Here is a 14,617-nt window from a genome sequence, read left to right on the forward strand (position 1 = left end):
TGCGGATCGTATGGCTGTCTAAGAAACTCCGCAGTGCGGGACAATGGCCGAATGACCGCGTTCACCCCTCTCGCCATCGGGCCGCACATCGTGCAGCCGCCGGTGGTGCTCGCCCCCATGGCCGGCATCACCAACGCCCCCTTCCGTACCCTCTGCCGTGAGTACAGCGGCGGCAAGGGGCTGTTCGTGAGCGAGATGATCACGACGCGCGCCCTGGTCGAGCGCAACGAGAAGACGATGCAGCTCATCCGCTTCGACGAGACGGAGAAGCCGCGCTCGATCCAGCTGTACGGCGTGGACCCGGTGACGGTCGGCAAGGCCGTGCGGATGATCGTCGACGAGGACCTGGCCGACCACATCGACCTGAACTTCGGCTGCCCGGTCCCCAAGGTGACGCGGAAGGGCGGCGGCTCGGCCCTGCCCTACAAGCGGCCGCTGCTGCGGGCGATCCTCCACGAGGCCGTGACGAACGCGGGCGACCTGCCGGTCACGATGAAGATGCGCAAGGGCATCGACGACGACCACATCACCTACCTCGACGCCGGCCGGATCGCGGTCGAGGAGGGCGTCACGGCGATCGCCCTGCACGGGCGGACGGCGGCGCAGCACTACGGCGGCACGGCCGACTGGGACGCGATCGCGCGGCTCAAGGAGCACGTGCCGGAGATCCCGGTGCTCGGCAACGGCGACATCTGGTCGGCCGACGACGCCCTGCGGATGATGCGCGAGACCGGCTGCGACGGCGTCGTCGTGGGCCGCGGCTGCCTGGGCCGCCCGTGGCTCTTCGGGGACCTGGTGGCGGGCTTCGAGGGCACCGGGGCGTACGCGCAGCCGGGGCTCCGGGCGGTCGCGGACGCGATGGTGCGGCACGCGCGGCTGCTCGGCGAGTGGCTCGGCGACGAGGCACGCGGTGTCATCGACTTCCGCAAGCACGTCGCCTGGTACCTGAAGGGCTTCTCGGTGGGCTCCGAGATGCGCAAGAAGCTCGCCATCACGTCGTCCCTGGACGAGCTGCGCGCTCAGTTGAGCGAGCTCGACCTGGACCAGCCGTGGCCCGTGGGTGCGGACGGCCCTCGGGGGCGTACGTCCGGAAACAACCGGGTTGTCCTGCCGGATGGCTGGCTGAAGGACCCATATGACTGCGCCGGAGTGAGCGAGGACGCCGAGCTGGACACGTCCGGCGGCTGAGATTCGGCCCCTTCCGGGGGAGTGATCCTCGCCACCCCTGAGGGGTACGGTGCTCAGATGAGCAGATTGCGAGTGGATGTAGGAACTGAAGGGGTGGCACTGAGTGCCACCCCTTTTGCATTCAAGACTTGAACACAAGTGAGGTGTTTGGGCGCTCAGATGAGCGAATAGGGCCTGATTTGAGCCACCTGGCCTTCGGGGTGTGAAACCGGAATGTTCGACTCGGTAACTTTCGAAGTGCTGGCGGATGGGTGGTTAAGACCGGGTGTCCGGCAGGCGTACCTCCCCAGAAGCCTTCGATCTGGGTATGTTCCTCGCCGTCAGGGCAGCCAACCGAGTCGTCGAGGAGTCGAGACCCGTGTCGGGAAACATTGATCAGAAGTTCGTGTACGACTTCACCGAGGGCAACAGGGACCTGAAGGACCTGCTCGGTGGCAAGGGCGCCAACCTCGCCGAGATGACCAATCTCGGCCTGCCGGTGCCTCCGGGCTTCACGATCACCACCGAGGCGTGCAAGGTCTACCTCGAGAGCGGCTCCGAGCCGGTCGAGCTCCGCGACGAGGTCACCGCGCACCTGGACGCCCTCGAACGCCAGATGGGCAAGAAGCTCGGCCAGGCCGACGACCCGCTGCTCGTCTCCGTCCGCTCGGGCGCCAAGTTCTCCATGCCGGGCATGATGGACACCGTCCTCAACATCGGCCTCTCCGACGAGTCGGTGACCGGCCTCGCCCGCCAGGCCGACAACGACCGCTTCGCGTGGGACTCGTACCGCCGGCTCATCCAGATGTTCGGCAAGACCGTCCTCGGCGTCGACGGCGAGCTCTTCGAGGAGGCCCTCGACGAGGCCAAGGCCGCGAAGAAGGTCGCCAGCGACACCGACCTCGACGCCGCCGACCTCAAGAAGGTCGTCAAGCACTTCAAGAAGATCGTGAAGGCCCAGACCGGCCGCGACTTCCCGCAGGACCCGCGCGAGCAGATGGACCTCGCCATCGAGGCCGTCTTCAACTCCTGGAACACGGACCGCGCCAAGCTGTACCGCCGCCAGGAGCGCATCCCGGGCGACCTCGGCACCGCCGTCAACGTCTGCTCGATGGTCTTCGGCAACCTCGGTCCCGACTCCGGCACCGGCGTCGCCTTCACCCGCGACCCCGCCTCCGGCCACCAGGGCGTCTACGGCGACTACCTGCAGAACGCGCAGGGCGAGGACGTCGTCGCCGGCATCCGCAACACCGTGCCGCTGGCCGACCTCGAGTCGATCGACAAGAAGTCGTACGACCAGCTCATGCACATCATGGAGACCCTGGAGACCCACTACAAGGATCTCTGCGACATCGAGTTCACCATCGAGCGCGGCCAGCTCTGGATGCTCCAGACCCGTGTCGGCAAGCGCACCGCCGGTGCCGCCTTCCGCATCGCCACGCAGCTCGTGGACCAGGGCCTGATCGACGAGGCCGAGGCGCTCCAGCGCGTCACCGGCGCCCAGCTCGCCCAGCTGATGTTCCCCAAGTTCGACGAGAACGCGAAGGTCGAGCAGATCGGCCGCGGCATCGCCGCCTCCCCGGGCGCGGCCGTCGGCAAGGCCGTCTTCGACTCGTACACGGCCGTCAAGTGGTCCCGCTCCGGCGAGAAGGTCATCCTGATCCGCCGCGAGACCAACCCGGACGACCTGGACGGCATGATCGCCGCCGAGGGCATCCTCACCTCCCGCGGCGGCAAGACCTCGCACGCCGCCGTCGTCGCCCGCGGCATGGGCAAGACCTGTGTCTGCGGCGCCGAGGAGCTGGAGGTCGACACCAAGCGCCGCCGGATGACCACGGCCGACGGCCAGGTCGTCGAGGAGGGCGACGTCGTCTCCATCGACGGCTCCACCGGCAAGGTCTACCTCGGCGAGGTACCCGTCGTGCCGTCCCCGGTCGTCGAGTACTTCGAGGGCCGCATGCACGCCGGCGCCGACGACGCCGACGAGCTCGTCGCCGCCGTCCACCGGATCATGGCCTACGCCGACCGCGTCCGCCGCCTCCGCGTCCGCGCCAACGCCGACAACGCCGAGGACGCCTCGCGCGCCCGTCGCTTCGGCGCCCAGGGCATCGGCCTGTGCCGCACCGAGCACATGTTCCTCGGCGAGCGCCGCCAGTACGTCGAGCGGCTCATCCTCGCCGACACGGACGCCGAGCGCGAGGAGTCGCTGAAGGCGCTGCTCCCGCTGCAGAAGCAGGACTTCATCGAGCTCTTCGAGGCCATGGACGGGCTGCCCGTCACGGTCCGCCTGCTCGACCCGCCGCTGCACGAGTTCCTGCCCGACATCACCGAGCTGTCGGTGCGCGTCGCCCTCGCCGAGTCCCGCAAGGAGCCGCACGAGAACGACCTGCGCCTGCTCCAGGCCGTGCACCGCCTGCACGAGCAGAACCCGATGCTGGGTCTGCGCGGCGTCCGCCTCGGCCTGGTCATCCCCGGCCTGTTCACCATGCAGGTCCGGGCGATCGCGGAGGCCGCCGCCCACCGCATCGACGCCAAGGGCGACCCGCGCGCCGAGATCATGATCCCGCTCGTCGGCACCGTCCAGGAGCTGGAGATCGTCCGCGAGGAGGCCGAGCAGGTCATCGCCGAGGTCCGGGCGCAGACCGGCGTCGAGCTGAAGCTCGCGCTCGGCACCATGATCGAGCTGCCGCGCGCCGCCGTGACCGCCGGTCAGATCGCCGAGGCCGCGGAGTTCTTCTCCTTCGGCACCAACGACCTGACGCAGACGGTCTGGGGCTTCTCCCGCGACGACGTGGAGGCCTCGTTCTTCACCGCGTACCTGGAGAAGGGCATCTTCGGCGTCAGCCCCTTCGAGACCATCGACAAGGACGGCGTGGGCGCCCTGGTCCGCAGCGCCGTCCAGGCCGGCCGCGCCACCCGCCCCGACATCAAGCTCGGTGTCTGCGGCGAGCACGGCGGCGACCCGGAGTCGGTGCACTTCTTCCACGAGGTCGGCCTCGACTACGTCTCCTGCTCGCCCTTCCGGATCCCGGTGGCGCGCCTGGAGGCCGGCCGCGCCGCCTCGGGTGCGAAGGGCAGCGACAGCCGCTGAGTCCACCGGGGCCGCCGTCCGTCACGCTCTGACCCTCACCGACGGGCGGCGGCTCCGGATTCACAGAAAAACAGACGGGACGGACACCTTTTGTGCGGAGGTGTCCGTCCCGTTTGTTTGGTTGCTTGTCGAGCTGGTGTGAGTCAATGTTCAATTGCGGCGGATTGAATTATTGGGCATTGAACATCCCGGATTGAACGACCCGGATTCTTCAGCGCAAAGAACGGGGCGGGCGCGGCCCCCGGATCCCCACCCGGAGGCCGCGCCCTTTACCGATGCCGGACAGGTGAGCCACAACCTCGCCGACCGCCGCCGGACGGGCAAAGCCCCCCACGGTCTTCGCCACGTCACCTCGGTCCTGAAGGTTTCCTGTCCGACCCGTACAGCTTTTCGGTTCCCCCCTGATTGCCGCGATGCCTTTCAACTGTGGCTGAAACACCCTGGTAACGTGCAGTGATGCTGTGCATACTCGTCGTCGGGGGTGGTTGCGAGTGCACAGGTGGGGACGTTCATGCTGCGGATTCATTTCACCGGGAACGATTTGGCGGGGGTGCGGACGGCCGCCCGGCCGGATGTTCTGTGGGAAACGATTCTGAGCTTTCACCGTTTAAGAGACCGGCGCGGCTCCGTCGTCTACGGGGAATGGCGCTCGGACGCGAGGGTCCGGCTCGGCGGTGAGACCCGGCTCCTCGCCGCGCTCGTTCCCAGCCGCGGTTATTTCCCCGACTTCCTGACGCCCGCCGAAGGCGTCCACGGCCTCGACGAAGGCCTCCAGGCGATCCGTGCCACCGATCCGGACCGGCTGCTCGGCGAACTGTCGCTGCTCGCCGCCGACCGCTCCGGCGGCCGGACCGTGCCCCACTCGCTGCGCGCCCTCGCCGACGGAGGCGCCGAGCCCTTCGACCGGCTCGTCGGGGCCCTGCGCAGCTACCACCGGGCCGCCGTCGAACCGTACTGGCCGCACATCAGGGCCCGCGTCGAGGCCGACCGGGCCCGCCGCGGCCGGGCCCTCCTGGACGGCGGCGCCGAGGAACTGCTCGCCTCGCTGCCGCCCATGCTGCGCTGGCGCGCGCCCGTCCTGGAGGCGGACTACCCGGTCGACCGGGACGTCCACCTCGACGGGCGGGGGCTGCTGCTCCAGCCCTCGTTCTTCTGCCGGGGCACCCCGGTCGTGCTGCGCGACCCCGCGCTGCCGCCGGTCCTCGTCTACCCCGTCACGCACGGCGAGGCGCCGACCGTCCGCGCGCCGGGCGGCTCCTCGCTGGCCAAGCTCGTCGGCCAGACCCGCTCGGCCGTCCTGCACGCCATCGGGGACGGCGGCACGACCAGCGAGCTGGCCCGCAGGGCCGGGGTGTCGCTCGCCTCGGCCAGCCAGCACGCGGGCGTGCTCCGCGAGGCCGGACTCATCGCGACCCTCCGCCACGGCAACGCGGTCCTGCACACGCTGACACCCCTGGGCGCAGCCCTGCTCGGCGGCGCCGGCCGGCCGGTGGACCTGCGGTGCTACACGACGAGCTACGCGCGTAAGGGGCCGGTCGCGTCGTAGGCGGTGCCGGGTGGGGCCGTGCCGGGTGGGGCCGGGCCGTGCCGGGTGGGGCTGAGGCTCGGGCTCCGGCGTCCGCCGCTGGACGGCCGGATGGCGCGGGACCTTCGGCCCCTGGGGGCTGGCCCCGGGGGCGGGGACACTGGGGGCATGCGCGAGACCCCCGACATCCGCGACCGGCACGACCTCGACGTGCTGCTGCGCCGCTTCTACGGCGCCGCCTTCGCCGACCCGCTGATCGGGCCCTTCTTCACCGAGGTCGCCGGGACCGACCTGGAGGTCCACCTGCCGCACATCGCCGACTTCTGGGAGCGCGCCCTCCTCCGTACGGCCGACTACGGGCGCGACCCCTTCGCCCCGCACGCGGCCCTGCACACCGTCCGGCCGCTCACCGCCGCCCACTTCGGCCGCTGGGTGCAGCTCTGGCACGCGAGCGTCGACGGGCTCCACGCCGGGCCCCGGGCCGAGCGGGCCAAGGCCCAGGGCGAGCGGATCGCCCTCGTCCTGCTGAAGCGGCTGGGCGGCGGATCGACGGAGGGCACGGGCGGCGGGTTCGTCCCGCTGGCGGCTCTCGAACTGCGCTCGGTCGCCTGAGCGAAAAGACTCTTCGGGACGGCGATGAGTTCCGAGGGGCCGGCACGTCTACCCCTCGACGGCACCGCACGACGGAAGAGAGAGCGCCATGGCCCCGCAGATGATCTTCGTGAACCTGCCCGTCAAGAATGTCGAGGCGAGCAAGGTCTTCTTCTCGAAGATCGGCTTCTCCTCGAACCCGCAGTTCAGCGACGAGACCACCGCCTGTGTGGTCATCAGCGACACGATCTTCGTCATGCTCCTCGAAGAGCCCAAGTTCAAGTCCTTCATGGCGCCCGGCAAGGAGATCTCCGACGCGACCAAGACCACCGAGGTCATGGTCACGCTGAGCGCCGAGAGCCGGGACAAGGTCGACGAGCTGGCCAACGCCGCCCTCGCCGCCGGCGGCTCCCCGGCGAAGGATCCGCTGCTGATGGACTTCATGTACGGCCGCTCCTTCGCCGACCTGGACGGCCACCACTGGGAGGTCTTCTGGATGGACCCGGCGGCCGCCCACGGGTAGAGCCCGCCTTCCTGGTCAGGCCGAGACGCCGCCGTCGATCACCAGGTCCGTGCCGACGGCGGAGCCCGCGTCGTCCGACGCGAGGTACAGCACCGCCGCCGCCACCTCGGCCGCGGACGAGATGCGGCCGAGCGGCGACTCCGCCTTCATCCGGACCTCCCGCTCGGCCTCCGTCTCGCCGGGCCGCAGCGACATCGTGGACTCCGCGGCGCCGGGGCTGACCGCGTTGATCCGGACCCCGTCGCCGATGTGGTCCAGGGCCGCGGCCCGGGTGAGCGCCGAGACGGCCGCCTTGGAGACCTGGTAGCCGAAGACCCCGGGGATCCGGACGTGCGGGCCCAGGTTGGACGCGATGTTCACGATGGCCCCGCCGCCGTTCGCCCGCATGTGGGCGACCTCGGCCTGGAGGGCGTGCAGCACCCCCGTGACGTTGATGTCGAGCAGCGCCTGCCAGTCCTCCAGGGGGAAGTCGGCGGCGCTGTGCCCGCCGCCCCGGAAGACCCCCGCGTTGTTCACGGCGACGTCCAGGCCGCCGTACAGCCCGACCGCGCGCCGGACCAGCTCCCTGGTGGACTCGGCGCTGGACACGTCGGCGGCGACCGCGGCGGCGGTGCCCCCGGCGGCCTCGATCAGGGCGACCGTCCCGTCGAGGGACTCCGTCGTACGGCCGGCGACGACGACCTTCGCGCCCTCGGCGGCGAAGGCGAGCGCGATGGCCCGGCCGAGACCGGAACCGGCGCCGGTGACGAGGACGGTGCGGTCGGTGAAGCGTGCGGACATGGTGGGCCCTTCCGGTGCGGGAGAGGTGCGGGAGAGTGAAGAATGAACTTGACCGTACGTTCCAATATGAGGCCCGAAGAAAGGGCGCCCCCGTGGGCGCCCTTTCCCCGGTCTCCTCAGTCCAGCAAGGCCAGGGCCTGCTCCGCCGCGTCCCTGACCCGGCCCGGCTCGCTCGACACCTTGCCGACCACCCGGATCCCCTGGAGCAGGACGAGCAGCATCCGGGCCAGGGCCCGCGGGTCCCGGTCGGCCGGGAGCTCGCCCCCGGCCCGCGCCCGGGCGAGCGCCCCGTGCAGGAGCGTCTCGATCTGCTCCCAGCTGAGCTCCACCCGCCGGGCGACCGTCGCGTCGTGCGGTCCCAGCTCCGCCGCCGAGTTGGTGACGAAACAGCCGTTCAGGCGCTCCCCGTCCGCCGCCGCCTCGGCGGCGAAGCGGCGGACCAGGGCCCGCACGGCCGGCAGGGCCGGGCCCGGCGCGGACAGCTCCTCGACGATCTGCGGGTCGCGGGTCTCCAGGTAGCGGTCCATCGCCCTCAGGTACAGCTCGTGCTTGTTGCCGAAGGTCGCGTAGATGCTGGCGCGGCCGATGCCGAGGTGCTCCACGAGGTCCGACATCGTCGTCGCCTCGTAGCCGCGCGCCCAGAACAGTTCGAGCGCTGCCTGGAGCGCGGCCTCGGGATCGAATTCCTTGGTCCTGGCCACGAGATGACCGTACGACCATTTGGAACGACCGGTCAAGTTACTTCAGGCGGACCGGATACACCGCCACCGTCACCTCGTCGTCGTCCAGACACCGGCCCGTCTCCAGGTCGAAGCGCTGCTTCAGGAGCGGCGAGGCCACGAACGCCCGCCCGTCCGCCGAGCCGACGAGCCCCCGGGACAGCACCTGCGCCCCCGTGAACGGATCGCGGTTGTCGATCGCGTACGTCCGCCCCGACCGGTCCCGGAAGAGCGCCGCCTGCCGGCCGTCCGGAAGGAGCGCCGCCACGCCCCGGCCCGGGGTCAGCCGGGCCTCTTCGCAGACGGCCATCCAGGAGTCGGGGGAGAGCGACAGTTCGAGAGTCGTCGTCATCGGGAGGTGGCCCCTTCCAGCGTTCCGATCGTGAGAATCGTGAGGTCCGGCTTGATCTGGTCGCGCTCCGGCACGAACCGGACCGACGGGTCCGGAGCCCCCGGCGCGTTCACGAAGGAGACGAAGCGCCGCAGCCGCTCCGGGTCGTCCAGCGTCTCGGCCCACTCGTCGCGGTAGTCGGCGACGTGCGCGGCCATCAGCGCCTCCAGCTCCTCGCAGAGCCCGAGCGAGTCGTGCACCACCACGTCCCTGAGGTGGTCGAGTCCGCCCTCCAGGCGCTCCAGCCAGGTCGACGTCCGCTCAAGACGGTCCGCCGTCCGGATGTAGAACATCAGGAACCGGTCGATGAGGCGGATCAGTTCGGCGTCCGAGAGGTCCTGGGCCAGCAGGTCCGCGTGGCGCGGGGTCGCGCCGCCGTTCCCACCGACGTACAGGTTCCAGCCGTTGGCCGTCGCGATGATCCCGAAGTCCTTCGACTGCGCCTCGGCGCACTCGCGGGCGCAGCCCGACACCGCCGACTTCAGCTTGTGCGGGGCGCGCAGGCCGCGGTAGCGCAGCTCCAGCTGGATCGCCATCTTCACGGAGTCCTGGACGCCGTAGCGGCACCAGGTCTGCCCGACGCAGGACTTCACCGTGCGCAGCGCCTTGCCGTACGCGTGCCCCGACTCGAAGCCGGCGTCGACCAGCCTGGTCCAGATCGAGGGGAGTTGGTCCACCCGGGCGCCGAAGAGGTCGATCCGCTGGCCGCCGGTGATCTTCGTGTAGAGCCCGAAGTCGCGGGCCACCTCGCCGATCACGATCAGCTTGTCCGGGGTGATCTCGCCGCCGGGGATGCGCGGCACCACCGAATAGGAGCCGTTGCGCTGCATGTTGGCGAGGAAGTGGTCGTTGGTGTCCTGGAGGGAGGCCTGCTCGCCGTCGAGGATGTAGCCGCCCAAGCCGATCGTCGGGGCGAGGGAGGCCAGGATGGAGCCGACGGTCGGCTTGCAGACCTCGCAGCCCTCGCCGCCCCGCGCCTCCTCGCGCCCGTGCGAGTCGAGCAGCGCGGCGAAGGAGGTGAGGCGGAGGGTCCGGGCGATCTCGTACAGCTCGCTCCGGGTGTACGAGAAGCAGCCGCAGAGTCCCTTGTCCGTGGCAGCCGGCAGCAGCTTCTCGATCACCTTCACGCAACTTCCGCAGCCCGTACCGGCCTTGGTGCACTTCTTCACCTCGGGCAGGCTCGTGCACTGACCGATCGCGTGCTTGGTCACGTTGTGGCAGGAGCAGATGACGGCGTCGTCCGGCAGCGCGGACGGGCCGAGCGCGACCGGGGCGCCCGCGCCCGCCGGGAGCACCAGCTGCTCGGGGGAGACCGGCGGCACGGTGCCGGTGAGCGGACGGAGCAGCCCGTACTGCTCGGCGTCGCCGACCAGGACACCGCCGAGCAGCACCCCGTCGGCGGAGACCACCAGCTTCTTGTAGACGCCCGAGCGGGAGTCGGAGTACACGACGTCGAGGCAGTCCTCGGCCGTCCCGTGCGCGTCGCCGAACGAGGCCACGTCCACACCGAGCAGCTTCAGCTTGGTCGACATGTCGGCGCCCGTGAAGCCGTCCCCGGCCTCCTCGTCGGCGATCGCGGCCGCCGCCGTCTGCGCCATCTCGTAACCGGGCGCGACCAGGCCGTACACCCGGCCGTCCGAGGCCAGCGCGCACTCGCCGATCGCGAAGACCGCGGGGTCGGAGGTCCGGCAGAGTCCGTCCACGGCGATGCCGCCGCGCTCGCCGACGTCCAGGCCGCAGTCGCGGGCCAGCTGGTCCCGGGGCCGTACGCCCGCCGAGAAGACGACCATGTCCGTGGCCAGTTCGGAACCGTCCGACAGCCTCATGCCCGTCACGGCGCCGTCCGCCGTCACGACCTCCTGCGTGCCCGTGCCCGTGTGGACGGTCAGACCCATCTTCTCGATCGTGCGGAGCAGGGCCGCGCCGCCGCCCTCGTCGACCTGCACCGGCATCAGACGCGGCGCGAACTCCACGACGTGCGTGTCGAGCCCCAGGCCCTTCAGGGCGCCCGCCGCCTCCAGACCGAGCAGACCGCCGCCGACGACCGCGCCGGTCCTCGCCGTCTTCGCGTACTCCTCGATCGCGAGGAGGTCCTCGATCGTCCGGTAGACGAAACAGCCCTCGGCGTCCTTGCCGGGGACGGGAGGCACGAAGGGGTACGAGCCGGTGGCGAGGACGAGCGTGTCGTACGCGAAGGCCCGCCCCGAGCGGGCGGTGACCGTCCGGGCCTCCCGGTCGATCGTCTCGGCCGGGTCGCCGACGTACAGCTCGATGCCGTGCCTCTCCATGAACCCGGCCTCGACCATCGACAGGTCGTCCGGGGTCTTCCCCGAGAAGTACGAGGTCAGCTGCACGCGGTCGTAGGCCGGGCGCGGCTCCTCGCAGAGGACCACGATCCTGGCCCGCTCGGTGACGCCACGGTCGGCGAGCGCCTCCAGGAACCGCTGGCCGACCATTCCGTGGCCGACCAGGACGATGGTGGGAGTGGTCATGAGGAGCCTCCGTCGTGGGTGAGCAGGTGGAGCAGGGGGGCCTCGTCGGGCAGGGCCTCGTCGCCCTCCCAGGCCCTTGCGAGCGCGCCGACCGCGGCCAGGTCGCCGAGGAGAACGCCCCCGACGAGCCGGTCCCCACGGACGACGACCTTCCGGTACGCGCTCCGGGTCGCGTCGGCGAGCTGCACGACGTCGTCACCGGGGCGGGCGGTGACCTCACCGAACGCGGCGAGGTCCAGGGGCCTGGAGCCGCGGAGGGTGAGGCGGGTGAGGGCGCGGGTGCCGGTGTAGCGGACGTCGGCAGCCGTCTCGGCGAGGAGCACGTCCGCCAGGACGTCCGCCTGTTCCAGTGCCGGGCCCGCCAGGCCGTACACCCGCCCCGCGTGCTCCGCGCAGTCGCCGATCGCGTGGATGTACGGGTCCGAGGTGCGGAGGGAGTCGTCGACGACGATGCCCGTCGCGACGTCCAGGCCCGCCTCGCGGGCCAGGGCGACCCGGGGACGGACCCCGCACGCGAGGACGACGACCTGGGCGTCGAGGACGAAGCCGTCGGCGAGTTCGACCGCCGTGACGGCGCCGTCCCGCTGCCGCAGGCCGCTGACCCGGCACTCGGTGTGCACCTCGACCCCGAGGGCCTCGACGTGCTCCCGGAGCAGCGCCGAGGCGTGCTCGTCGAGCTGGCGTTCCATCAGGCGTTCGCCCTGCTGGGTGAGGACGACGTCCGCGCCGCGCTCGGCGAGGGCCCGCGCGGCGGAGACGCCGAGGAGTCCGCCGCCGATGACGACGGCCCGTACCCCGGGCCGTACGAGCGCGTGGAGCGACAGGCAGTCGTCGAGGGTGCGGAAGGGGTGGACCCCGGCCGGGAGCGCCGCGCCGCGCAGTCCGCGCAGCGGCGGGAGGACCGGGTTGGAGCCGGTGGCGAGGACGAGCCGGTCGTACGCGACGAGCGTGCCGTCCGCGCACGTGACCGTCCGCGCCGCCCGGTCGATGCGCACCGCCCGCGCCCCGAGCCGTGCCGGCTCGCGGGTCCCGGGCAGGGCGATCACCTCGGGGGCGTACCGTCCGGCGAGGACGTCGGCGAGCAGCACCCTGTTGTACGGGGCGTGCGGCTCCTCGCCGAGGAGGGTGACGGGCAGGCGCTGGGCGAGCCGGGCGCCCGCCGTTCCGCCCCCGACCACCACGATCCGTGTACTCATACCGGAAGGGTGCGGGGCCGGTGTTACCCGTCGGGATCCCGACTGTTTCCCGCACGGAACGCTGATCTCCGCCGGGAGCGGGGCGCGCTGTGAGGCCGGGTTCCCGGTGCGGGGGCGCTGTGGGGCCGGGTGCGGGAGCCGCGCGAGGCCCGGTGCGCGGGCCGCGCGGGCCGGGGCGGGGTGCGGCTGTGAGGCCGGGGGGCGGAGGCCGCGTGAGTCCTGGGGCTGGTTCCGTGGGGCCCGGTGCGCGGGCCGCGCGGGCCGGGGGCGGGGTGCGGCTGTGAGCCGGGGGCGGAGGCCGCGTGAGTCCTGGGGCTGGTTCCGTGGGGCCCGGTCGGGGTCCGTGCGAGACGCGGGGCGGCCCCGGGTGAGCCCGGTGCGGGAGCCGCCTCGGGCCCAGGGCCCGACCTCCCTGCGCCCCGCCGGGGTTAACGCGCGGTCAGTCTCGGCTCAAGCCCGGCTTAAGGATCCCGGGTACGGGCCGGAGCGGGGCGTTCCCGTATACGGGGCGTCCTAGGGTGCCGGTCGTGACCACCGAGGCCCGCCATCACCCGCTCCCCGCCGCCCCGCGGCTCGCTCCCGACCGGCTGCGGGACGCGATCGTCGGGGGTGCCGGCGCGGTCACCTTCCTGTGGGGCGTCCAGGCCCGCCCGTCCGCCCGGCTCGACGCGTTCTGCGCGACCGGCGCCCATCTCACCGGCCTCCTCGCCGGGTACGGCGTCCTCGTCCTGCTGCTGCTCATGGCCCGCGTCCCGGCCGTCGAGCACGGCGTCGGCGCGGACCGGCTGGCCCGCTGGCACGCCCTCGGCGGGCGGTACGTCCTCGGCCTGATCGGCGCCCACGCCGTCCTCGCCCTCTGCGGTTACGCCGCGTACACCCGTACCGACCTCGTCACCGCCACGGGAGACCTCCTCGCGTACGGGGCGATCGCCGCCGCCACCGCCGGCACCGGCCTGTTCGTCGCCGTCGGCGTCACCTCCGCCCGGGCCGTCCGCCGCCGGGTCCGGCACGAGACCTGGCGGGCGGTCCACCTCGGCGCCCTCCTCGCCGCCGCGCTCGGCTTCGTCCACCAGCTCGCCGGCCCCGACCTCGCCGGCGGTCTCCTCACCCGCTGGCTCTGGTCGATGGCGCACGGCACCGTCGCCGTCCTCCTCGTCTGGTACCGGATCGTCGTCCCCGTCCGGGCCGCGCTCCGCCACGAGCTGCGGGTCGCCGAGGTCCGCGAGGAGGCCCCCGGGGTCGTCTCCGTCCTCGTCCGGGGCAGGGGAGTGGCCCTCCTCGGCGCCGAACCCGGCCAGTTCTTCCGCTGGCGCTTCCTCCACCCCGGGCTCTGGTCGACCGCCCTCCCGTTCTCCCTCTCCGCGCCCGTCCGCGACGACACCCTGCGGATCACCGTGAAGGCCCTCGGCGACCACACCCGCCGCATCCGCCGCATCCGCCCCGGGACCCGCGTCCTCGCCTCCGGCCCCTTCGGCGCGCTCACCGCGCACCGCCGCACCCGCCGCAAGGTCCTGCTGCTCGCCGGCGGGGTCGGCATCACCCCGCTGCGCGCCCTCTTCGAGACCCTGCCCGGCGGGCCCGGCGACGTGACCCTCCTCTACCGGGCCTCGGACGCGACCGGTCTCGTCCTGCGCGCCGAGCTGGAGTCCATCGCCCGCGAGCGGCAGGCCGCCCTGCACTTCCTGCTCGGCCCCTCGGACAGCGCCTTCGACCCCCTCGCGCCGCGCGCCCTGCGCCACCTCGTGCCCGGGCTCGCCGGTCATGACGTGTACCTGTGCGGGCCGCCCGCGATGGCCCGCGCCGCGACCGCCTCCCTGCTCAGGGCCGGGGTGCCGGCCTCCCGCATTCACAGCGAGGACTTCGACCATGCCTAGACACAGCGCGCCCGGCCCTTCGCTGCCCGGACACGGCGCGCCCGGCTCCTCCACGCCCAGACACGGCGCGCCCCGCCCCTCCGCGGCGCTCGCCCGGCGGCGGCTCGCCGCCGCCCTGCTCGGCACGGGAGCGCTCGCCGCGACCCTCCTCACCGCCGTCGTGACCCCGGCGGCCCCGCCCGCCCCCGACCGCGACCCCGGCGCCGCAAGCTCAGAAGCAGCTCAACGATCAGACGATTGATGGACGGGGCAACGATCCCGTCCCTAG

12 protein-coding genes are annotated in these 14,617 nt (G+C 72.2%); 7 read left to right on the plus strand and 5 right to left on the minus strand.

The features are described from left to right. Positions 1–51: 51 nt before the first annotated feature. The 5 genes from dusB to GGE06_RS02450 all read left to right on the plus strand — a co-directional run bounded on the left by dusB (position 52) and on the right by GGE06_RS02450 (position 6,897). Positions 52–1,188, plus strand: coding sequence for a tRNA dihydrouridine synthase DusB (dusB, locus tag GGE06_RS02430; protein WP_184929914.1), 1,137 nt, complete (start codon positions 52–54; stop codon positions 1,186–1,188). Between the two features lie 358 nt (positions 1,189–1,546). Further along, entirely contained in the window at positions 1,547–4,258 is a 2,712-nt protein-coding gene (gene ppdK, locus GGE06_RS02435) for a pyruvate, phosphate dikinase (protein ID WP_116161103.1), read from the plus strand. Positions 4,259–4,769: 511 nt separating this feature from the next. Then, positions 4,770–5,804: an ArsR/SmtB family transcription factor gene (locus GGE06_RS02440; protein WP_116161104.1), complete on the plus strand. Its 1,035-nt coding sequence runs from the start codon at positions 4,770–4,772 to the stop codon at positions 5,802–5,804. A 147-nt stretch (positions 5,805–5,951) separates the two neighbouring features. After that, positions 5,952–6,395 (plus strand): group III truncated hemoglobin, encoded by a 444-nt coding sequence (locus tag GGE06_RS02445; protein WP_184929915.1) that lies wholly within the window; start codon positions 5,952–5,954, stop codon positions 6,393–6,395. 88 nt (positions 6,396–6,483) lie between these two features. Further along, entirely contained in the window at positions 6,484–6,897 is a 414-nt protein-coding gene (locus tag GGE06_RS02450; RefSeq protein WP_116161106.1) for a VOC family protein, read from the plus strand. 15 nt (positions 6,898–6,912) lie between these two features. Here the strand turns inward: GGE06_RS02450 and GGE06_RS02455 are convergent, their stop codons facing one another. The 5 genes from GGE06_RS02455 to GGE06_RS02475 form a co-directional block, all read right to left on the minus strand. Continuing rightward, complete coding sequence (locus GGE06_RS02455) at positions 6,913–7,677, minus strand: SDR family NAD(P)-dependent oxidoreductase (RefSeq protein ID WP_184929916.1); 765 nt, start codon at positions 7,675–7,677, stop codon at positions 6,913–6,915. Between the two features lie 116 nt (positions 7,678–7,793). After that, the gene (locus GGE06_RS02460) at positions 7,794–8,378 is read right to left on the minus strand and encodes a TetR/AcrR family transcriptional regulator (RefSeq protein ID WP_116161108.1); all 585 of its coding nucleotides are present in this window, start codon (positions 8,376–8,378) and stop codon (positions 7,794–7,796) included. Positions 8,379–8,415: 37 nt separating this feature from the next. After that, a complete protein-coding gene (gene nirD, locus GGE06_RS02465; protein WP_116161109.1) occupies positions 8,416–8,748 on the minus strand; it encodes a nitrite reductase small subunit NirD in 333 nt (110 codons plus the stop codon). Further along, a complete protein-coding gene (gene nirB, locus GGE06_RS02470) occupies positions 8,745–11,279 on the minus strand; it encodes a nitrite reductase large subunit NirB (RefSeq protein ID WP_184929917.1) in 2,535 nt (844 codons plus the stop codon). The genes nirD and nirB overlap by 4 nt, the downstream gene beginning before the upstream one ends. Then, on the minus strand, positions 11,276–12,475 hold the full coding sequence (locus GGE06_RS02475) for an NAD(P)/FAD-dependent oxidoreductase (protein WP_184929918.1): 1,200 nt from the start codon (positions 12,473–12,475) through the stop codon (positions 11,276–11,278). Before GGE06_RS02475 ends, nirB begins: the two co-directional genes overlap by 4 nt. Before the next feature lie 527 nt (positions 12,476–13,002). Here GGE06_RS02475 and GGE06_RS02480 point away from each other — a divergent pair. Both GGE06_RS02480 and GGE06_RS02485 read left to right on the plus strand, forming a co-directional pair. After that, positions 13,003–14,349 (plus strand): ferredoxin reductase family protein, encoded by a 1,347-nt coding sequence (locus GGE06_RS02480; protein WP_312883007.1) that lies wholly within the window; start codon positions 13,003–13,005, stop codon positions 14,347–14,349. Continuing rightward, positions 14,342–14,590, plus strand: a complete 249-nt coding sequence (locus tag GGE06_RS02485) for a hypothetical protein (protein WP_147321098.1) — start codon at positions 14,342–14,344, stop codon at positions 14,588–14,590. The genes GGE06_RS02480 and GGE06_RS02485 overlap by 8 nt, the downstream gene beginning before the upstream one ends. Positions 14,591–14,617 lie beyond the last annotated feature (27 nt).

Source organism: Streptomyces nymphaeiformis, from assembly GCF_014203895.1.
GTDB classification, from domain to species: Bacteria; Actinomycetota; Actinomycetes; order Streptomycetales; family Streptomycetaceae; genus Streptomyces; species Streptomyces nymphaeiformis.